Origin of the sequence: Bradyrhizobium yuanmingense, assembly GCF_025200905.1 — a bacterium.
In the GTDB taxonomy this organism is placed as follows: Bacteria; Pseudomonadota; Alphaproteobacteria; order Rhizobiales; family Xanthobacteraceae; genus Bradyrhizobium; species Bradyrhizobium yuanmingense.
In genome coordinates this window covers 2981581-3001422 of sequence record NZ_CP104173.1, presented here as the reverse complement: position 1 = coordinate 3001422, position 19842 = coordinate 2981581, and the positions used below count along the sequence as shown (strand labels likewise).

The 19842-nt window shown below is 64.3% G+C and carries 20 protein-coding genes and 2 pseudogenes; 7 read left to right on the top strand and 15 right to left on the bottom strand.

Annotated features, from left to right (window positions below; all coding sequences use genetic code 11):
• Positions 1-28: 28 nt before the first annotated feature.
• From N2605_RS13885 to N2605_RS13840, 10 genes are all read right to left on the bottom strand, one after another.
• Positions 29-1228, bottom strand: coding sequence for a CaiB/BaiF CoA transferase family protein (locus tag N2605_RS13885; RefSeq protein WP_260347102.1), 1200 nt, complete (start codon positions 1226-1228; stop codon positions 29-31).
• A gap of 124 nt (positions 1229-1352) precedes the next feature.
• The gene (locus tag N2605_RS13880; RefSeq protein ID WP_036001140.1) at positions 1353-1559 is read right to left on the bottom strand and encodes a hypothetical protein; all 207 of its coding nucleotides are present in this window, start codon (positions 1557-1559) and stop codon (positions 1353-1355) included.
• A 122-nt stretch (positions 1560-1681) separates the two neighbouring features.
• On the bottom strand, positions 1682-2851 hold the full coding sequence (locus tag N2605_RS13875) for an acetyl-CoA acetyltransferase (protein WP_027571779.1): 1170 nt from the start codon (positions 2849-2851) through the stop codon (positions 1682-1684).
• A 59-nt stretch (positions 2852-2910) separates the two neighbouring features.
• Positions 2911-3561, bottom strand: a complete 651-nt coding sequence (gene eda, locus N2605_RS13870) for a bifunctional 4-hydroxy-2-oxoglutarate aldolase/2-dehydro-3-deoxy-phosphogluconate aldolase (protein WP_260347101.1) — start codon at positions 3559-3561, stop codon at positions 2911-2913.
• A gap of 37 nt (positions 3562-3598) precedes the next feature.
• Positions 3599-4561 carry a sugar kinase gene (locus tag N2605_RS13865; protein ID WP_260347444.1) on the bottom strand — a complete coding sequence of 321 codons (963 nt, stop codon included), beginning with the start codon at positions 4559-4561 and terminating at the stop codon, positions 3599-3601.
• A 24-nt stretch (positions 4562-4585) separates the two neighbouring features.
• Positions 4586-5572, bottom strand: coding sequence for a D-erythronate dehydrogenase (gene denD / locus N2605_RS13860; RefSeq protein ID WP_036022474.1), 987 nt, complete (start codon positions 5570-5572; stop codon positions 4586-4588).
• A gap of 87 nt (positions 5573-5659) precedes the next feature.
• Positions 5660-6595, bottom strand: coding sequence for a carbohydrate ABC transporter permease (locus N2605_RS13855; protein ID WP_036022472.1), 936 nt, complete (start codon positions 6593-6595; stop codon positions 5660-5662).
• Positions 6588-7505, bottom strand: a complete 918-nt coding sequence (locus N2605_RS13850; RefSeq protein ID WP_197424462.1) for a carbohydrate ABC transporter permease — start codon at positions 7503-7505, stop codon at positions 6588-6590. Before N2605_RS13850 ends, N2605_RS13855 begins: the two co-directional genes overlap by 8 nt.
• A 101-nt stretch (positions 7506-7606) precedes the next feature.
• Positions 7607-8926, bottom strand: coding sequence for an ABC transporter substrate-binding protein (locus tag N2605_RS13845; protein ID WP_036001174.1), 1320 nt, complete (start codon positions 8924-8926; stop codon positions 7607-7609).
• A 51-nt stretch (positions 8927-8977) separates the two neighbouring features.
• Entirely contained in the window at positions 8978-10045 is a 1068-nt protein-coding gene (locus N2605_RS13840; RefSeq protein ID WP_036001178.1) for an ABC transporter ATP-binding protein, read from the bottom strand.
• Positions 10046-10246: 201 nt separating this feature from the next.
• Between N2605_RS13840 and gntR the strand changes: the two genes are divergently transcribed.
• The 7 genes and pseudogenes from gntR to N2605_RS13805 all read left to right on the top strand — a co-directional run bounded on the left by gntR (position 10247) and on the right by N2605_RS13805 (position 16648).
• The gene (gene gntR / locus N2605_RS13835) at positions 10247-11347 is read left to right on the top strand and encodes an HTH-type transcriptional regulator GntR (protein WP_057028886.1); all 1101 of its coding nucleotides are present in this window, start codon (positions 10247-10249) and stop codon (positions 11345-11347) included.
• A gap of 123 nt (positions 11348-11470) precedes the next feature.
• On the top strand, positions 11471-13300 hold the full coding sequence (locus N2605_RS13830; RefSeq protein ID WP_225155868.1) for an IlvD/Edd family dehydratase: 1830 nt from the start codon (positions 11471-11473) through the stop codon (positions 13298-13300).
• A gap of 136 nt (positions 13301-13436) precedes the next feature.
• Entirely contained in the window at positions 13437-14168 is a 732-nt protein-coding gene (locus tag N2605_RS13825) for an SDR family oxidoreductase (RefSeq protein ID WP_036001186.1), read from the top strand.
• Positions 14169-14186: 18 nt separating this feature from the next.
• Positions 14187-14934, top strand: a pseudogene (locus N2605_RS13820) (SDR family NAD(P)-dependent oxidoreductase).
• A gap of 7 nt (positions 14935-14941) precedes the next feature.
• A complete protein-coding gene (locus N2605_RS13815) occupies positions 14942-15334 on the top strand; it encodes a GFA family protein (protein WP_225155866.1) in 393 nt (130 codons plus the stop codon).
• Between the two features lie 147 nt (positions 15335-15481).
• Positions 15482-16162, top strand: a complete 681-nt coding sequence (locus N2605_RS13810; protein ID WP_036001193.1) for a site-2 protease family protein — start codon at positions 15482-15484, stop codon at positions 16160-16162.
• Between the two features lie 63 nt (positions 16163-16225).
• Positions 16226-16648, top strand: coding sequence for a hypothetical protein (locus tag N2605_RS13805; RefSeq protein ID WP_036034307.1), 423 nt, complete (start codon positions 16226-16228; stop codon positions 16646-16648).
• Here the strand turns inward: N2605_RS13805 and N2605_RS13800 are convergent.
• The 5 genes and pseudogenes from N2605_RS13800 to N2605_RS13780 form a co-directional block, all read right to left on the bottom strand.
• Positions 16636-17460 (bottom strand): TonB family protein, encoded by an 825-nt coding sequence (locus N2605_RS13800; RefSeq protein ID WP_036001198.1) that lies wholly within the window; start codon positions 17458-17460, stop codon positions 16636-16638. The genes N2605_RS13805 and N2605_RS13800 overlap by 13 nt on opposite strands.
• Positions 17461-17472: 12 nt before the next feature.
• Positions 17473-17928 carry a TonB system transport protein ExbD gene (gene exbD, locus N2605_RS13795; RefSeq protein ID WP_036001202.1) on the bottom strand — a complete coding sequence of 152 codons (456 nt, stop codon included), beginning with the start codon at positions 17926-17928 and terminating at the stop codon, positions 17473-17475.
• A 3-nt stretch (positions 17929-17931) separates the two neighbouring features.
• Positions 17932-18864: a tonB-system energizer ExbB gene (exbB, locus tag N2605_RS13790; protein ID WP_225185873.1), complete on the bottom strand. Its 933-nt coding sequence runs from the start codon at positions 18862-18864 to the stop codon at positions 17932-17934.
• Positions 18861-19067: pseudogene (locus tag N2605_RS13785) on the bottom strand (PKHD-type hydroxylase); the annotation flags it as partial. The gene exbB and the pseudogene N2605_RS13785, both read right to left, overlap by 4 nt.
• 147 nt (positions 19068-19214) lie before the next feature.
• Positions 19215-19511 (bottom strand): hypothetical protein, encoded by a 297-nt coding sequence (locus tag N2605_RS13780; protein WP_225146776.1) that lies wholly within the window; start codon positions 19509-19511, stop codon positions 19215-19217.
• Positions 19512-19842: the final 331 nt, after the last annotated feature.

Genomic DNA, 19842 nt, shown 5'->3' with positions numbered 1-19842 from the left:
GAGAGAAGCGTGGTCATCTCCACTCCCCCTACTCCAGTGCGTCACGCGTGACGCCGTCGCGCACCATGGCTGCGATCTCGTCAGCGGAATAGCCGATCTCGCGCAAAATCTCGGCGCCGTGCTCGTTGAGCCGCGGCGCCAGGCGTACCGGCTCGGCTTCGGTCTCGGACCAGGTCGCCGTCACTTTCATGCTGCGGATCGGACCTTCGGTCGGATGGGTCACCACCGGGAAAAAGCCGGTCGCCTCCAGATGCTCATCGTGCAGGATCGAGGCGAGATCGTGCATCGGCATGACAGGCACGTCGGCTTTCGTCAGCAGGTCGATCCATTCCGCCGTGGTCCGCGTCTCGAAGATGCGGGCGAGCTCGGCATACACCACATTGATATTGGCGGCCCGGCCGGCGAAGGTTGAAAATTTGGGATCGGCGCGCAGGTCGTCGCGCCCCGTGGCCTTGAAGAAGTTCTCCCACTGCTTGTCGTTGTAGACGATGACGCTGAGATAGCCGTCCGAGGTCTTGTAGGGCCTGCGGTCGCGCGAGAGATGGCGGGCATAGCCGCCCTTGTCGAGCGGCGGCTCGAACGTGAGCCCGCCCATGTGGTCGCCCATGACGAAGCCGGCCATGGTCTCGAACATCGGAATGTCCAGACGCTGGCCGCGGCCGGTGCGGTCGCGGTGCACGAGGCTGGCGCAGATCGCGCCGACCGCGGTGAGGCCGACGATACGGTCGACGAGCGCATTCGGCACGTAGCGCGGCACGCCGTCGCCGGTCTGCGCCATCAGCGCCGGCAGCGCCGTGGCGCCCTGGATCAGGTCGTCGTAAGCGGGTTTTGCGGCATAGGGCCCGTCCTGGCCGAAGCCGAACACGCCGGCATAGACCAGGCGCGGGTTGATGGCGGAGACGACGTCGTAGCCGAGCTGAAGCCGCGCCATCGCCTGCGGGCGGACGTTGTAGACCAGGACGTCGGCGTCCTTCAAAAGCCGCAGCACGGCTTCGCGCCCCGCAGCCTTCTTCAGATCGAGACAGATCGAGCGCTTGCTGCGGTTGGTGTTGAGAAACACCGGCCCCATGCCGGCGTGACGCATCGGGCCGATCAGGCGGGTGACGTCGCCGTCCAGCGATTCCACCTTGACGACGTCGGCACCGTAATCGCCGAGCATTTGGGTCGCATAAGGGCCCATCAGCACGGTGGTCATGTCGACGACCTTGATGCCTTTCAGCGGCCCCATCGTTCGCTCCCGATTGCGCCGAGCCCAACTGCCCACGCGATTTCGGTCCAGCTAACGGCAGTGCCGCCGCTCGCGCAAGGGCGGGCGGCGTATGGCGGCATGCGCCGCGGGGCGACGTCGGCCGCTATTTCTTCTGACGGGATTCCCGGATCTTCAGGAGCCGGTCGAGTTCGTCATTCTGCTGATTGATCCGGTCGGCGATGCGCGACTCGTTCTGCTCGCCGGAGGCGGCAGCGGCCTGCTCGATGAGCTGGCGGATATTGTCTTCGAGGATCGCGATACGATCGTTGAGTGCGTCCATCGACAGTGAATCTTCGTAGTTAGTGCTCATGATGCATTTCCCGCAAAATCAATCAGAGCATTAAGGGGGGCCGCGCGAGCCCACCATGATCTAACGCAAAGAAATAAGGCGGGCATGGCGTATGGCGCCTTTGCCCACCCTACAGGATCAAACTACTTCAGCGGCTCCAGGACGGAGACGTAGTTGGCGACGGCCGCACCACCCATGTTGAAGATGCCGCCGAGCTTGGCGTTCTTGAGCTGCATGCCCTCGGGCGCCTGGCCCGCGAGCTGCATCGCGGTCATCACATGCATTGAGACGCCGGTGGCACCGATCGGATGGCCCTTGGCCTTGAGGCCGCCGGACGGATTGACCGGCAGCTTGCCGTCCTTGAGCGTCCAGCCTTCTTTGATGGCGCGGGCGCCCTGCCCCTTCGGCGTCAGACCCATCGCTTCGTACTCGATCAGCTCGGCGACGGTGAAGCAGTCATGGGTCTCGACGAAGGAGAGATCGGACAGCGTGACACCGGCCTTCTCCAGCGCCCGCTGCCAGGCGACCGTGCAGCCCTCGAACTGCAGGATGTCGCGCTTACTCATCGGCAGGAAGTCCTGGGCGTGCGCAGTGGCGCGGAAGCCGATCGACTTGGTCATGCCCTTGGCCGTCTCGGCATCGGCCAGCACCAGCGCAGCGGCGCCGTCGGAGACCAGCGAGCAGTCCGTCCGCTTCAGCGGGCCGGCGACATAGGGGTTCTTCTCGCTCTCGGCGCGGCAGAAGTCGAAGCCGAAGTCCTTGCGCATCTGGGCGAAGGGATTGGCGACGCCGTTCTTGTGGTTCTTGGCCGCGATCAGCGCCAGCGCATCGGACTGGTCGCCGTATTTCTGGAAGTAGGAGCTGGCGATCTTGCCGAACACGCCGGCGAAACCGCCGACCGTGTCGCCGTCCTCAGGGAGGTAGGAAGCCTTGAGCAGGTTCTTGCCGATCTCGGCGCTCGGCGTGCGTGTCATCTGCTCGACGCCGACGACCAGCACAATCTTGGCCGCCCCTGCGGCAATCGCGCGCAGGCCCTGATGCACGGCGGCAGATCCCGTGGCGCAGGCGTTCTCGACACGGGTCGCCGGCTTGAAGCGCAGCTTGGGATCGGCCTGCAGTACCAGCGACGCCGTGAAATCCTGTGGCGAGAAGCCGGCGTTGAAATGGCCGAGCACGATCTCGTCGACATCACCGGCCGAGATGCCGGCATCCGCCAGCGCCTCATTGGCGACGCGGGTGACGAGGCTTTCGACGGTTTCGGTGTCGAACTTGCCGAACGGCGTATGCGCCCATCCGACGATGCTGGCGGTCATGTTCGTCTCTCCCTGAGGTCTTGTCCTGAGCTAAGTCTTAGCCCAGGGATGGCAAGACTTCACGCGCCTTTCAGCGCCTTGAGGGTCCGCTCGCAGATGGCAGTTATGCCGGCCCAGTTCCCGGCCCGGATTTCCGCCGTCGGGCACAGCCAGGACCCGCCGACCGCAACGACATTGGGTTCAGCCAGCCAGGTCGCGGCATTGGCCTCGCCCACCCCGCCGGTCGGGCAGAACCGCACGTTCGGGAACGGCCCGCCGAGGGCGCGCAGACCCTTGATGCCGCCGGCCTGCTCCGCCGGGAAGAACTTTGCGACGTCGAAACCGTAGGACAGCGCCATCATCAGTTCCGAGGCCGTGGCAATCCCCGGCGCGAACGGCAATGAGCTGTCGGTCGCGGCCTTGAGCAGATCGGGGGTCAGGCCCGGGCTGATGCCGAACGCGACGCCGAGCTTCTCGACCCGGCTGAAGTCGGACGGGTTGAGAATGGTGCCGATACCCACGACCGCCTCGGGGACCTCGGTCATCATCGCGCGCGCCGCCTCGATCGCAACGGGGGTGCGCAAGGTCACCTCCAGCGTGCGGACCCCGCCGGCAACCAGCGCGCGCGCCAGCGGCACCGCATCCTGGATGCGCTCGATGGTGAGGACGGGAATGACGGTCGCAGCCTTGAACAGCGCGACGAGGTGGTTCTGTTGGGCAGCCGTGGTCATGGGTCTCGATTCATTTGGTCGCTGTCTGATTGTTGGCCTAGCGGGACGCCGCCGGCCGGTGCCGCTTCTTCGGCGGCATGGCATAGCCCGGAATGATGGCGCCGGGATAGCAGATCACGAGGCTGGCGAGCCGATGTCCTGATAGGGCCGCCTCGGCCGGCTCGGCGCCGGCAAGTCGGGCCGCGATATAGGCCGCGGCGAAGCTGTCGCCGGCGGCGGTGGTATCGACCACGGGCTTGGTCATGGGCTCGGCGCGGACCTCGCTGGCGCCGCCGGGGTAGCGCAACAGGCTCACCGGCTCGGGCAGACGGAACACCAGTTCCGGGGTTGGGATGCGCGCCATCAGCTGGTCGTGACTTTCGCCGGGATGGAGCGCGAGCAGATCCTCGGTCGAGGTCAGCACGATGTCGGCGGCCGCGAAGGCGGTCGCAAACACCTCCCGCGCGATATCGCGGTCCGGCCAGCCGCGCGCGCGGAAATTGGTGTCGAACACGAAGCGAGTGCCGAGCAGGCGCGCGCGCTTGATGGCGCCGAACAGGCGCTCGCGTCCGGCCGCGTCGTAGATCGAGAGCGTGATCGCAGAGAGATAGACGACGTCGTAGCTCATCAGCGAGTTGAGCAGCTCGTCCGTCTCCGGCAGGCTCATCAGCTGGCGCGCGGCCGCACTGTCGCGCCAATGGAAGAACTGGCGCTCGCCCTCCGCATCCGTCTGGATCATGTAGAGGCCGGGCAGCTTGCCCGCGAGCCGCACGACACGCCGCGTGCCGACGCCTTCCGCATTCCAGGCCGCGACCATCTCGTCGCTCAGGGCGTCATCGCCGAGCGCGGTGAGATAATCGACCTTGACGTCCAGCCGCGCCAGATACACCGCCGTGTTGAGGGTGTCGCCGCCGAAGCCGCGTGAGTACAGGCCACCGCCCTGCCCCTGCCCGGCGGACGCGCCGCCCTGGGCCTGCCGCAGCTCGACCATGCATTCGCCGATGCAAGCAACGCTCGCCATCATCAGGGCCCGCTCAGTCCGAGCTCAGGCGACGAAATTGCCGCCGAGCTCGTCTTCGATGTGAATGCGGATGATATCGTCGAACGTCTTCTCGGCGGTGGTGAAGCCGAGTTCGCGCGACCGCCTGGCATCGAAATTGCGCGGCCAGCCGCCGACGATGCCGACGATGAAGGGATCGGGCTCGCGCTTGATGCGCGCGGCGACCTTCTCGCCCGCGACCCGCTTCAAGGCGGCGATCTGCTCGCCGACCGTGGCCGACAGGCCCGGCATGGTCAGGTTGCGGCGCGGGCCGACAGTGGCGAGATCCATGGTGCCGGCGTGAAGCAGGAAACCGACGGCCGAGCGAGGCGTCGCGTGCCAGTGGCGGACGTCCTCGGAGACCGGGAGGATCGCTTCCTTGCCGGCGAGCGGTTCGCGCAGAATGTTGGAGAAGAAGCCGGATGCCGCCTTGTTGGGCAGGCCCGGCCGGATGCAGATGGTCGGCAGGCGGATGCCGATGCCGTCGAGGAAGCCGCGGCGGGAATAATCGGCGAGCAGAAGTTCGCCGATCGCCTTCTGCGTGCCGTAGCTGAGCAGCGGGGTATGGAAGAACTCGTCGCCGATCGCATCGGGAAACGGCGCGCCGAACACTGCGATCGAGGACGTGAACACCACGCGCGGCTTGTAGCCGCCGCCCGCAAGGCGGATCGCATCGAGCAGCATCCGCGTGCCGTCGAGATTGATGCGATAGCCCTTGTCGAAGTCGAGCTCGGCCTCGCCGGAGACGATCGCGGCGAGATGGAAGATCACGTCGGGGCGACCTGCGATCAGTTTCTCGGCGGCACCGGGGACTGCGAAATCGCCCGAGACGGTCTCGACGGCAAAACCGGCCTGCTCCGGCTTCTTCGGCTCGACCACGTCATGCATGGTCAGCTTGGTGATATCGCTCTTGCCGAGCCGGCCGTCGCGCAGCAGCCGTTCACAGAGCTTGCGGCCGACCATGCCGGCGGCGCCGAGAACCAGAATGTGCAAGAGCTCAACTCCTCCTTATTGGCCGGACTTATTGGCCGGAGCGCGCCGCTCTTGAAACCATTGGCGCGCCCTCGGCAAGCCCCGCGATCATTCCTTCACGGCGCCGGTCATCGCCGACACATAATGCTCCACGAAGAAGGCGTAAAGGATCACGAGCGGCAGCGAGCCGGCCAGCGCGCCCGCCATCAGCGAGCCCCAGCGGTAGATGTCACCGTCCACGAACTCGTTCACGATCGCGACCGGCACCGTCTTGTTGCTGGTCGATTGCAGGAAGGTCAGGGCGTAGATGAACTCGTTCCAGCACAGCGTGAAGCAGAAGATGAAGGCCGAGATCAGGCCGGGAATGGCCAGCGGCACGACGATCTTGATCAGGATCTGCCAGCGGCTCGCCCCGTCGATCAGAGCGCATTCCTCGAGCTCGAAGGGGATGGTCTTGAAATAGCCCATCAACAGCCAGGTCGAGAACGGGATCAGGATGGTCGGATAGGTCAGGATCAGCGCCAGCGGCGAATCGAACAGGCCGTACTGATACACGACCGTGGCGAGCGGAATGAACAGGATCGACGGCGGCACCAGATAGGCGAGGAAGATCAGCCCGCCGACGAGATTGGCGCCCTTGTAACGCAAGCGCACGATGGCGTAGGCGGCGAACACCGAGGCGATGATCGAGAGCACCGTGGCGCAGATCGCCACATACATCGTGTTCCAGAGCCAGTACGGATAGTAGCTCTCGAACAGCAGCTTGTGGAAGTGCTTGAAGGTCGGATTCCAGGTCCAGAACGGATTGTACTTGTCGAGGTCGAGCAGCTGCTCGTCGGGTTTCACCGAGGTCAGCGCCATCCAGTAGAATGGGAACAGCAGGACGACGACGATGATCGCGAGCGGCAGATACAGCGTCACCAGCCTGCGCGGCACCGACTGCAGATAGCTCATGCCCTCGCTGTGATCATCCTTCGCGACTGTCGGAGCCGAGCTATGCAGGACGGCCTTGAGATCGATCCGCGAGGTGGGGAGATCAGTCATTGTTTTCTCCCTGCTGCCACTTGCGGCGCTGCAATCCGAACCAGGACACCATGATCGCGGCGAGCAGGAACGGAATCATCGCGCTGGAGATCGCGGCCCCCTCGCCGAGCTGCCCGGCGATGATCGCACGCTGATAGGACAGGGTCGCCATCAGATGAGTGGCGTTGACGGGGCCGCCACGCGTCATCGCCCAGATCAGCTGGAAATCGGTGAAGGTGAACAGCACCGAGAAGGTCATCACGACGGCGATGATCGGCGTCAAGAGCGGATAGGTGATGTAGCGGAAATTCTGCCAGCGCGTGGCGCCGTCGAGCGTCGCGGCTTCATAGAGCGACGGCGAGACGGTCTGGAGGCCTGCGAGCAGCGTGATCGCGACGAACGGCACGCCGCGCCAGATATTGGCGAAGATCACGCAAATGCGTGCCCAGGTCGTGTCGCCGAGGAAGTTGATGTTTTGGTTGATGATCCCGAGATGCTTCAGCGACCAGGAGATGATCGAGAATTGCGAGTCGAAGATCCACCAGAAAGCGAGCGCGGAGAGCACCGTCGGAACGATGAAGGGGATGAGCACCATCGCGCGCAGCATCGCCTTGAAGGGCATGTGCTCGTTGAGCAGCAGCGCAAGGTAGAGGCCGATGCCGAATTTGAAGGCGCTGGCGACGAAGGTGTAGAGCAGCGTATTGAACACCGACAGCCAGAAGATGGAATCGTCCCACAGCCACTCGTAGTTCTCGAAGGCGATGAACTGTCCGACCCTGCCGATGCGCGTGTCCGTGAAGGACAGCCAGATGCCCAGCCCAAGCGGATAGGCCAGGAAGAAGATCAGGAACACCATGGCCGGCACCATGAACCAGAAGCCGAGCCAGTTGCGATTGTATTTGAGCTGGGTCCAGGCGCCAGCCTCGGTCATCTGAGGCTTGGCCCGGGGAATTGCGACATCAGCCATGCCCGATATCCCTGATCGAAATGTTGACGAGCGGGCGACCCAAGAGCCGCCCGCTCCGTGACTGTTCAGCGATAGATGCGCTTCAGCTGGCGCTCGGCTTCCGCCATCGCGCCCTTCACATCCTTGGCGCCGGTGCAGTAATTGGCGAACATGTCGACGACGATGAAGTCGGCGATCGCGGTTGCCGCCTTCTCGCCGACGGTGCCGATGCCGGACGCCGGTAGCGTGCGCTTGGAGGCCTGCGAGAACACGGCGTTCTTGGGATCGGCCGTCCAGATCGGCGCCGATTCATAGGCGTTCAGGGTCTGCGTCAGATAACCTTGCGCGCCGGCCAGCCACTTCTCGTAGTTCTCCTTCTCCAGCATGAAGGCGACGAAGGCCTTTGCCGCATTCGGATATTTGGTGAAGTTGAAGGCGAGGATCGGCAGCGCCAGCTGCAGCTCGGTCGGCTTGCCGACAGGACCGACCGGCCAGAGCGCGTGATAGGTGTCCTCGGTGAGCTCCTTCTTGCTGGCATCGGTCTTGGCGGCGACGTAGATCGAGATGCCGTTCGCCGTGCAATAGAGCTCGCCGGCGAGGTACGCCTTGTTGTTGGAGGAATCGTTCCAGGACGCCGTGCCCGGAATGAAGCTGTCGTACAGCGCCTTGCAATATTCCAGCGCCTTCGCCGTCTCCGGCGAATTGATGACGATCTTGTCGTTCTGGTCGACCGTGTAGGCACCGTGGCCCCACAGCACCCAGTGCAGCCAGGAATTGCCGTCGCCCGAGGCGTGACCGAGCGCAAAGCCGGCCGGCGTATTATTGGCCTTGAGCGCCTTGCACATCTCGAGGAAGCCGGGAAAGTCCTTCGGGAATTCCTTGAAGCCAGCCTTGTCGAGCGCCGACTTGCGGTAGGTCATGTAACCGCCGTTGGTGGCGACGGGAATGCCGAGCCAGTCGTTGCCGAGCTTGCAGGTCTTGGCAGCCGCATCGGTCCAGCCGCCGTACTTGTTGCCGAGATAATCGGCGACATCGTTCATCTTCAGCACTTTGGTCGGGAACAGCTGCGGCAGGGTGTGCAGACCCCAGGCGAGATCGAGGCCGGAGCCGGTGTTGGCCGCAACCGAGGCCTTCGGCTGCACGTCCTCGAAGGACTCGCTGAAGGTGTTCATCTCGGTGCCGGTCGCGGCCTTGAACGCCGCCACCATCGCGTTGAACGCATCGTCCTCCGCCGGCACGAAGCGCTTCCAGCGCATCACCGTCAGCTTGGCGCCGGGTTCGGCCTTCCAAGGCGCGCTCTGCGCCCAGGCCTTGGCGAAGTCGAACAGTGCCGGCCCCGTCAGCATGCCGGTCGCAGCCAAAGCGGTGCCGCCTTGAAGCAGAGACCGGCGGGTAAAGTCTTGCATGTTGTCCTCCCTGTGATGCTTTTTGTTGTCTATGCCTTGTCGTCTGATGCGTTAGGCGTTCATGCGTTTGCCCGTCGCATCGTCGAACAGATGGACCAGCGATGGCTCGGGCTTCAGCCGCACCTTGTCGCCCGGATTGAACTGGTGACGCTCGCGGAAGACCGCGACGACCTGCTCGCCGCCGAGCTTGGCAAACACCTGCGTCTCCGAGCCGGTCGGCTCGACGACGATGATCTCGGCCTCGGCGCCGTCATCGGCGATGGTGAAGTGCTCCGGTCGCACGCCATAGACCGCAGGACGGCCGTCGGAATTGGCGGGCGCGGTCTTGAGCGGGAGCTTGACGCCGTTCGGTCCTTCGAAGCTCGCAACGCCGTTGACGCGCACATGGCCTTTGAGGAAGTTCATGGCCGGCGAGCCGATGAAGCCGGCGACGAACTGGTTGTCGGGCTTGTCGTAGAGCTCGAGCGGGGTGCCCATCTGCTCGACGATGCCGTCATGCATGACAACGATCTTGTCGGCCATGGTCATGGCCTCGATCTGGTCGTGGGTGACGTAGACGGTCGTCGTCTTCAGCCGCTGGTGCAGCTCCTTGATCTCGGTGCGCATGGCCACGCGCAGCTTGGCGTCCAGGTTCGACAACGGCTCGTCGAACAGGAACACCTGCGGATCGCGCACGATGGCGCGGCCCATGGCGACGCGCTGGCGCTGACCGCCGGAGAGCTGTCGCGGATAGCGGTCGAGCAGCGGCGACAGCGCGAGGATCTCGGCGGCGCGCTTGACGCGCTTGTTGATCTCGTCCGAGCTGGCATTCCGCAGCTTGAGCGAGAAGCCCATGTTGTCGGCGACCGTCATGTGCGGATAGAGCGCGTAGTTCTGGAAGACCATCGCAATGTCCCGCTCCTTGGGCTGGACATTGTTGACGACGCGGTCGCCGATCGAGATCGTCCCGGAAGTGATGTTCTCGAGGCCGGCGAGCATGCGCAGAAGCGTCGACTTGCCGCAGCCGGAGGGGCCGACCAGGACGACGAACTGGCCGTCCTCGATCGGAATCGTCACGCCGTGCAGGACTTCAAAATTGCCGAACGATTTCCGCACGTCGCGGATTTGCACAGACGACATCTAGCTCCCTCCTCGAAAGTCCACGGCGCCTCTCGCGCCGCGACCGTCTTGTTTTTCGGACTTTACCGAACCAGGCCCGATATTAGCGGGCAACATTGTCGGTAGTTTGTGCGGTTTTGGCAATTTGTCTTTGGTTAGTCGTTGCTGGTAGCGCTGTCAACGTTCCTTTGTTTGCGGGACTGACTGTGTTAAGAGCAGCAAATGGGTCGAAAACGCACCAAGTCAGGCAAAATCCGGCTGGCCGAAGTGGCCGAGCTCGCCGGCGTCAGCCCGATTACCGCGTCGCGCTTTTTCCGCAATCCGGAGGCCCTGTCGGTCGCCAAGCGGACGCGGGTCGAGAGCGCCGCCAAGGAGCTCGGCTATGTGCCCAACCTTGCCGCGCGCGCCCTCGCCTCGCAACGCACCGAGGTCATCGGTGTCCTGATCCCATCGCTCACCAACAACGTGTTCTCGGACGTGCTGCGCGGCATCTATGACGCCTCCGAAGGCAGCCGCTACTCGATCCAGTTGTCCAACACGCGCTACAGCATTCTCCAGGAAGAGAAGTTGCTGCGTCTGTTTCTGGCACAGAAGCCGGCCGGGCTGATCGTCACCGGCATCGACCAGACCGCGGAGTCCCGCGCGATGCTTCAGGCCGCGGACTGTCCGATCGTGCAGATCATGGAGATCGGCCCGGACCCGGTCGACATGATGATCGGCTTTTCGCACTATGATGCGGCCCGCGCGGCGATCGCGCATCTGTTCGAGCAAGGTCACCGCAAGGTCGGCTTCGTCGGCGCGCGGATGGATCCCAGGGTGCAGCGGCGGCTGGACGGATATGTCTCGGCCATGAGGGACGCCGGATCGTTCGACCAGCGCCTGGTGGTCACGACGGCGACGCCGACCTCGGTGACGCTCGGCGGCGCCCTGTTCACCGATCTGCTGGCGCGCGAGCCGGACATCGATGCGGTGTTCTGCGCCAACGACGACCTCGCGCTCGGCGTGCTGTTCGAATGCCGGCGCCGGGAGATCGCAGTCCCCGGGCAGATCGCGATCGTCGGCTTCAACGATCTCGAATTCATGGCCGCCGCCGTCCCCACCCTCACCAGCGTCCGCACCAACCGCTATGAGATGGGCAAGACGGCCGCCACCATGCTGATCGACGCGATCGAGGGCCGCCGCCCGGAGCAGCCGGTGCTCGATCTCGGCTTCAAGGTGATCGAGCGGCAAAGCTCGTCGGCGCGACGTTCGGACAGCAGGCCAGCCGTATCAGGCGCGGGCGCGGCGAACAAAATGATAGCGTTACCAAGCAGCCACGACTAGTATCGGAATCGTGAGGAAACGACCCGCCAGCGGGAAGGCAGATCATCGCGCGCGCCGTTGGGCACCGCACATGCCGACACCATGAGACGGACGGTAGTCGCGTTTGCATTGCAGGAGAAACCAATGACAAAGAAACCAACCAACGGGCATGCCGCCGGCAGCAACGGTACCCGCCGCCATCTTCGCTCGCAGGAATGGTTCAACAACCCGCACAATCCGGGCATGACCGCGCTCTACATGGAGCGTTACCTGAATTACGGCCTCACCCGCGCCGAGCTGCAATCCGGCAAGCCGATCATCGGCATCGCCCAGACCGGCAACGATCTGTCCCCCTGCAACCGCCATCATCTCGAGCTCGCGCACCGCGTCCGCGAAGGCATCCGCGAGGCCGGCGGCATCGCGATGGAATTCCCGACCCATCCCATTCAGGAGACCGGCAAGCGACCGACCGCGGCGCTCGACCGTAACCTCGCTTATCTCGGCCTCGTCGAAATTCTCTACGGCTATCCGCTCGACGGCGTGGTGCTGACCACCGGCTGCGACAAGACCACGCCGGCCTGCATGATGGCGGCGGCGACGGTGAACCTGCCCGCGATCGTGCTGTCGGGCGGCCCGATGCTGAACGGCTGGCACAATGGCGAGCGCACCGGCTCCGGCACCATCGTCTGGAAATCGCGCGAGCGGCTCGCGGCCGGCGAGATCGACTATGAAGAGTTCATGGAGATCGTGGCCTCCTCGGCGCCCTCGGTCGGCCATTGCAACACCATGGGGACGGCCTCGACCATGAACGGGCTTGCCGAAGCGCTCGGCTTCTCGCTGCCGGGCTGCGCGGCGATCCCGGCGCCCTATCGCGAGCGCGGCCAGATCGCTTACGAGACCGGAAAACGCATCGTCGAGATGGTCTGGGAGGATTTGAAGCCTTCCGACATCCTGACCCGCAAGGCGTTCGAGAACTGCATCGTGATCAATTCGGCGATCGGCGGCTCGACCAACGCGCCGATCCACATCAACGCCCTCGCCCGCCATATCGGCGTCGAGCTGTCGATCGAGGACTGGCAGAAGTTCGGCCACGACGTGCCGCTCCTGGTCAACATGCAGCCGGCCGGCTTCTATCTCGGCGAGGAATTTCACCGCGCCGGCGGCGTGCCCGCGGTGGTGCGCGAATTGATGAAGCACAAGCGCATCCATGAGGACGCGGTCACGGTCAACGGCCGCGGCATCGGCGAGAACTGCAAGAACGCGCCCGCTCCCGACAACGACGTGATCTGGGCTTACGACAAGCCGCTGGTGAAGGACGCCGGCTTCCTGGTGCTGAAGGGCAATCTGTTCGATTCCGCGATCATGAAGACAAGCGTGATCTCCAAGGAATTCCGCGACCGCTACCTCAGCAACCCGAAGGACCTCAATGCCTTCGAGGGCCGCGCCATCGTGTTCGAGGGGCCGGAGGATTATCACGAGCGGATCGACGATCCCTCGCTCGACATCGACGAGCGCTGCGTGCTGTTCATCCGCGGCACCGGCCCGATCGGCTACCCCGGTGGCGCCGAGGTTGTGAACATGCAGCCGCCGGCGGCGCTGATCAAACGCGGCATCCTGTCCCTGCCCTGCATCGGCGACGGTCGCCAGTCCGGCACTTCTGGCTCGCCCTCGATCCTCAACGCCTCGCCTGAAGCGGCCGCCAATGGCGGGCTTGCCGTCCTCAAGACCGGCGACAAGGTCCGCATCGACCTCAACAAGGGCAGCGCCAACATCCTGATCCCGGACGAGGAGCTGAAGAAGCGCTACGCCGAGCTCAAGGCCAGCGGCGGCTTCAAGCATCCGCCGAACCAGACGCCGTGGCAGGAGATCTATCGCAACACCGTCGGCCAGCAATCGACCGGCGCCTGCATGGAGCTCGCCACGCGCTACCAGAACGTCGCCGGTACGTTCGGTGTGGCGCGGGACAATCACTGACACGGTCATTCCGGGGCGCGACGCAGTCGCGAGCCCGGAATCCATTCATCCACCGGCGCTGTGGCGCGATGGATTCCGGGTTCGCGCCAAGAGGCGCGCCCCGGAATGACGAAGGAAAATTCGCAGGAGAAACAACATGGCAGACCGCCTAAAGGGAAAGCGCGCCGTCGTCACGGCTGCCGCGGCAGGCATTGGGCGCGCTTGCGCCATCGCGTTCGCGCGTGAAGGCGCAACCGTCATCGCCACCGACATCAACGAAGCCGGCATCGCGAGCCTGACGAAGGAAGGCATCGCCGAGGTCGCAAAGCTCGACGTCCGCAACACCGCCGACGTCAACGCCTTCGCCAAGCGCGTCGGCAAGATCGACATCCTGCTCAACGCCGCCGGCTTCGTGCACCACGGCACCATCCTGGAGTGCTCGGAAGAGGATTTCGATTTCTCGTTCGACCTGAACGTCAAGTCGATGCACCGGACCATCAAGGCCTTCCTGCCCGACATGATCGCCGGCGGCGGCGGCAGCATCGTCAACATCTCGTCCTGCGCGGCCTTGCGGCCGCCGGCGAACCGCTACGTCTACAGCTCGTCGAAGGCGGCGGTGTCGCTGCTGTCGCGCGCGGTCGCGCTCGACTTCATCACCAAGGGCATCCGCTGCAACTCGATCTGTCCCGGCACCGTCGAGACGCCTTCGATGCTCGACCGCGCGGCAGCCCAGGGCCCGCAGGGCAAGGAGATGTTCATCTCGCGCCAGAAGATGGGCCGGCTCGGCACCGCCGAGGAGATCGCCGCGATGGCGGTCTATCTCGGCAGCGACGAGAGCGCCTTCACCACCGGCGTCGATCTCGTCGTCGACGGCGGCTACATGCTCTGACGCAGGAAGGCCTCCGGCATGAACAAGATCGATCTCAACGGCCGCATCGCTATCGTCACCGGCGGCGCGCAGGGCTTTGGCCGCGCCATCACCGAGCGCTTCGTCGCCTCCGGCGCCAAGGTCGCGATCTGGGACTTTGACGCCGCGCTGGCCGAGAAGACGGCAAAGGAGATCGGCGGCGAAACGAAAGTCTTCAAGGTCGACGTCACCGACACGGCGGCCGTCGAGCAGGCACGCGATGCGACGCTCAAGACCTTCGGCAAGATGACACATTCTCGTCAACAACGCCGGCATCGCCGGGGTCAACAAGCCGGTGTGGGAGACGGACCTGGAGGAATGGCGGAAAGTTCTGCGCATCAACCTCGATGGCCCCTTCATCGTCTCCAAGGCGATCGTGCCCGAAATGCTCAAGCAGAAATACGGGCGGATCGTGAACATCGCCTCGATCGCCGGCAAGGAAGGCAACCCGAACGCCGCGCATTATTCGGCGTCCAAGGCCGGCCTGATCGCGCTGACGAAGTCGCTCGGCAAGGAGCTCGCCGCCCATGACATCCTCGTCAACGCGGTGACACCGGCGGCGGCGAAGACCGCGATCTTCGACCAGATGACGCAGCAGCATATCGACTTCATGTTGTCGAAGATCCCGAAGGGGCGCTTCGTGCTGGTGGAAGAGCTCGCCGCGATGGTGAGCTGGCTCGCGTCGGAGGACTGCGCGTTCTCGACCGGCGCGGTGTTTGATATTTCCGGTGGGCGGGCGACCTATTGAGGACATCATGATCCGGGAAGGCGGCTGCCTGTGCGGCGCGGTACGGTTCAAGGCGGAGGGCGAGCCGCTCAACGTCCGCATCTGCCATTGCCGCATCTGCCAGAAGGCGATGGGTTCGCCCTATTTCGCCCGCGCGCAGTTCGACCAGCGTGCGCTGAGCGTCGACGGCGAGACTGCACGCTACGCCTCCTCGGAGAATATCGATCGCGTGTTCTGCAAGCGCTGCGGCACGCGGCTTTTCGCCTGGCGCCGCAACGGCACGCTAGCGGGCGTTGCGCTCGCCACCTTCGATGATCGTAACGCCTTTGCGCCGACCGAGCACATCTGGGCGTCGGAAAAGCTCGCCTGGGTGAAGCTCGACGACGGCTTGGTGCAATATCCCGGGACGATCCCGGCGTGACTTTGCGCGACTGCACGGCGGCCGGCCGAAGCATCCATCTGCAGCGTGGCAATTCGGAACCGGCCACCCTATGTTGAGCCGAAGCGTTGCTGCGCCGGTTTGGTCAGGACGGTTGCAAGGCCGCTAGCTAACCGAAATGGATGAGCTGTGAACATTTCCTTGTACGACCTGTCGGTGTGGGTGCTTCCCCTCGTGCTCGCCATCACCTTCCATGAGGCCGCGCATGCCTTCGTCGCGGACCGGCTCGGGGACAACACGGCCGCGCAGCTCGGCCGCGTCAGCTTCAATCCTATCAGGCATATCGACCCGTTCGGCACCGTCATCCTGCCGGCGATGCTGCTGTTCGCGCATTCGCCGTTCCTGTTCGGCTACGCCAAGCCGGTGCCGGTAAACTTCCGCAAGCTGAACAATCCCAGGCTCGACATGGTCTGGGTAGCGCTGGCCGGACCCGCCACCAACATCCTGCTGGCGCTCGCCACCGCCCTCGCCTTCCATGCCCTGCCGCTGGTGCCCGCGAGCGCGGCGAAATGGGTTGCCGACAACCTCAAGAATGCCCTCATCATCAACGCCATCCTGGCCGTCTTCAACATGATGCCGATCCCCCCGCTGGACGGCGGCCGAGTTGCGGTCGGGCTGCTGCCGCGGGCCCTCGCCTTGCCGCTGGCCCGGCTCGAGCCGTTCGGTATGTTGATCCTGATCGGGCTCTTGATCCTGCTGCCGCTGGCGGGCTCGCAGTTAGGTCTAAATCTTGATGTTATTTCAGCAATACTGCGGACGTTGACCGGTTATGTGATTCAGGCTGTTCTCTTCCTGACCGGCAATGCGTAGTTGAACCGGAACACCCGAACACGAGCCGAAAGGCCAGAGGCCGACTTGGTCAAAGCTGCCGATATGCTGATCGCGCGACGCGCCGACACCCGCGCCCGCGCCGATTTCGCCACCTGGAAGATGATGGCTAAGCTCAACGGGGCGTCCGCGCTGCCTCCGGAAGCCCAAGAGTTCCTGAGCAGCTACAGGAACCTGTTGGCGCAGATGAGCGAGGGCGAAGCCACCGAGGCCACCATCGGTGCGATCTACAAGGCCTATTACGTCGAGATGGGTGGCGCTGGAACGCCGCCCGACGTCCGTCCGCGCGAGGCCGAGCCGGCAGCGGATAATGTTACCGCTTTCCGGCGCCCGGCGCCGAAGCCGAAAAGCGCTGGTTTCTTCGGGACAGGCGCGGCCAGCGGAGCCCAGAAACGGCCCCTGCCCGTGGCGCTGATCTTCGCCTGCCTGGTGGTGGTCTATGTCGGGATCCGGCTCTACTGGCGTTGAGCCGACTTCTTGTTGGCGGTCTTCTTCGATTTCTCAGGGGCGAAGCTGATCTCGAGGGTGCGCTCGAAACGCTCCTCGGTCAGTTGAACCGGAGGCGGCTCGAAAGGATCCGCCTTGCGAACCATCGAGATCGCAGCTGCATCGTAGGCGGCGTCGCCGGACGACGCGATCACGTCGACCGAGACCACATTTCCCTTTCGGTTGAGCGCGAAACTCACCGTGACCTTCTGATTGGCGTTCTCTCTGCCTTCCGGATTGATCTGGTGCTGCTTGATACGCGCACTGATTTTCTTGTTCCAGTCCACCGTGATCTTCAGGATGTCCTTGCCGAGCCCAACCACCGGCGCCAGGGCCTTTTCGGCCTCGCGCGTTGCGTCCTCGAACGTTTGCCGGGCCATATCAACCTGCTTTGGGGCAGCCTCCATGGCGGGCGTTTCAACGGCAGCCGCCTTTGGATCGTCGTCCTGCTCCTTCTTCGCAACCTTTTCGCTGACGATGCGATCGGGATCCTCGGCCTCTTGCGGTCGATCTTGAGGAAGTTCTGTCTCCTTCAGTTCGGCCTTCTGCTCCGGAAGCTCCGGGCGCTCCTCTTGTGCCGCGGAGTCGTTTGGTCCGGTCGGCAAATCGGATTCCTGAGCCTCCGGCGAAGCCATCTCGACGGCGAACTCGGCTCCGGCCGCGCCGAGACCATCGCCGTCGTCGTCGCCGTGCAAATGCGCCAGCGCGAGCGCAGCACCGCCGAGATGCAGGGCGAGCGCGGCCGCCGCCGCCAGGATCCAGAGCTTCCGGGATGGTCTCGGTTCGTCCGCCATCGTTCCGTCTTCTTAAGGCTGGGCGGCGCCTGCCACAGGCGCCCCCGGTGCGCCTTCCAGCGCGACCAGCTTCACCCGCGTATAGCCGCCCGAGCGCAAGAGCTCCATCACGCCCATCAACTCGCCATAGGGCACCGAGCGATCAGCGCGCAGGAAAACGTACTTGTCCTTGCTCATCTCGGAAAGGCCGTCGAGGGTTCCGATCAACTCGGCCCGGTGAACGGCGTTCTCCCCGATCGCGAGCGTCAGATCGGGCTTGATGCTGAGATAGGTCGGCTTGTCCGGCTTCTTCTGCGGCGTGGCACTCGACGTCGGCAGATCGATCGGCAGGTCGACCGTGGACAGCGGCGCGGCGACCATGAAGATGATCAGCAGCACCAGGATGACGTCGATGAACGGCGTGACGTTGATGTCATGCGTTTCCGAGAAATCGTCGTCGTCATCATTGTCAGCGAGCGAAACGGCCATGGTCTACTCCGCCGCGCGCGAATGCACGCTGCCGTGGCTGCGGTCGAGATCACGCGACAGCAGTCGCCCCGCCGCGCCCGAGGCGCGGCTGACGAGCTCGAGATAGCCTTTCGTCACGCGCGAGAAGTGGTTGTAGATGATGACGGCGGGAATGGCGGCGACGAGGCCGATCGCGGTGGCGAGCAGCGCCTCGGCGATGCCGGGCGCGACCACGGCGAGGTTCGTGGTCTGCGACTTCGAGATGCCGATGAAGCTGTTCATGATGCCCCAGACCGTGCCGAACAGGCCGACGAAGGGCGAGGTCGAGCCGATGGTCGCGAGCACGCCCATGCCGATCCGGATGCGCCGTTGCTCCGCGCGCACGATCTCGGAAAAGCTCGAGGCGGCGCGTTCCTTGATGCCGGCATCGCTGGACAGGCCAGCCGAGATCCGCGCTTCGCGCAACGCCGCCGCAAGGAACGACGGCAGGATGCCCTCCTTGGTGCCGAGCGCCATCTGCGCTTCGGCAAGCGAGCGCGCCTCCGCAATCTTCTTCAACGCCGCACGCAGCTTGCCGGAGGCGACCGACAGCTCGATCGACTTGGCGATGAAGACGGTCCAGGTCATCAGCGAAGCGAAGGCGAGCCCGATCATCACCGCCTTCACGATGACGTCCGCCGACATGAACATCACCCAGGGCGACAATTCCTTCATGGCCGCAGCCTCGGGCTTCGCACCCGCGGGATTGGCGGCCACCGGGGCGGCGCCCACGACGGCGGGAGCCGTCGAGGCCGCAGGCGCAGCTGCCGGGGGGACGGTCCCGGCAGCGGACGGCTGAGCCGTCGATGGGGCCGGTGCCGGCGGGCTCTGCGTCTGGGCGGAAACGGGGGATGCGAGCCAGGCAGACGCCAGCATCAAGGCTGCGGCAAGGCTTGCTTGAAAGGAGATGGTCTTCATACTTCGGCCCAGTAGCGAATGAGATTGTGATAGATACCCGTCAATTTGACCGTTTCGGGATCGTCACGCCCGAGCCGTTCCACCAGCGCCTGTATCGCGGTGTCGAGGCCATAGATCATGCTCCGGGCTTGATCGTCCCGTATCATGCTCTGAAGCCAGAAGAAAGACGCAACCCGCGTCCCCCTGGTCACGGGGGCGACGAGAGGTGCTGGAGGATAGAGCACAAGGCCCTCCAATTCCTGTCGTTCACACGCGTCGAACGAATGTCGCCTGTTGGTATCGGCCACGCAATTGCGGGTCAATGCGTGCCGTTCGCGAGAACCCTTGAATAGATCAAGATCAAAACGATTCTAAACTGCCCCGCTCTCTGAGCGAAGGATGCGTCCTAAACGCAAATCGATTGCTGGCCACTCGATCGCCGCTCTGGGTTTCATCAGCCACAGCAACTCGTCGACGGTCTTCGCAACGGCGCGCACGCGATCGGTGCTGTCCATGCCGGCGATGTTGGCGCCGTTGACAACGGCTTTGATTTCGTCGCGAAAGTCGGTGAGGAAGCACAAGGGATCGCGCTGCTCGTTGGCGACACGCGCGATCAACCCCTTGATCAGAATCTGGCACGCGATCAGCTTGCCGTTCAGCTCGTGCATGCTTTGCTCCGTCGCTGCGGCGCCGAAATGGACGATGCCGAAATCCATGGTAACCGAAACGGCTACGAGGCGACTTAGAACCGTTCTTGCGGCAGATCCGAAAGGCAGCGCGGCGCGGGGCCGATCGGTCCTGAGCACACTGCTCCGCGTGCTGCGCAAGACTTGCACGCCGGCCGGTCGCGGCGGGAAAACGCGGCATTGCACGTCGCCGCGCCAACGAGCTGCCTACACGGTGCAAAGCTTTCCAATTGTTTAGGATTCTCACCCGATAGTGCTGTTTACTCTGGAAGTTGGCGTGTATTATACATCATGCTGGAACCGTACGATTGCC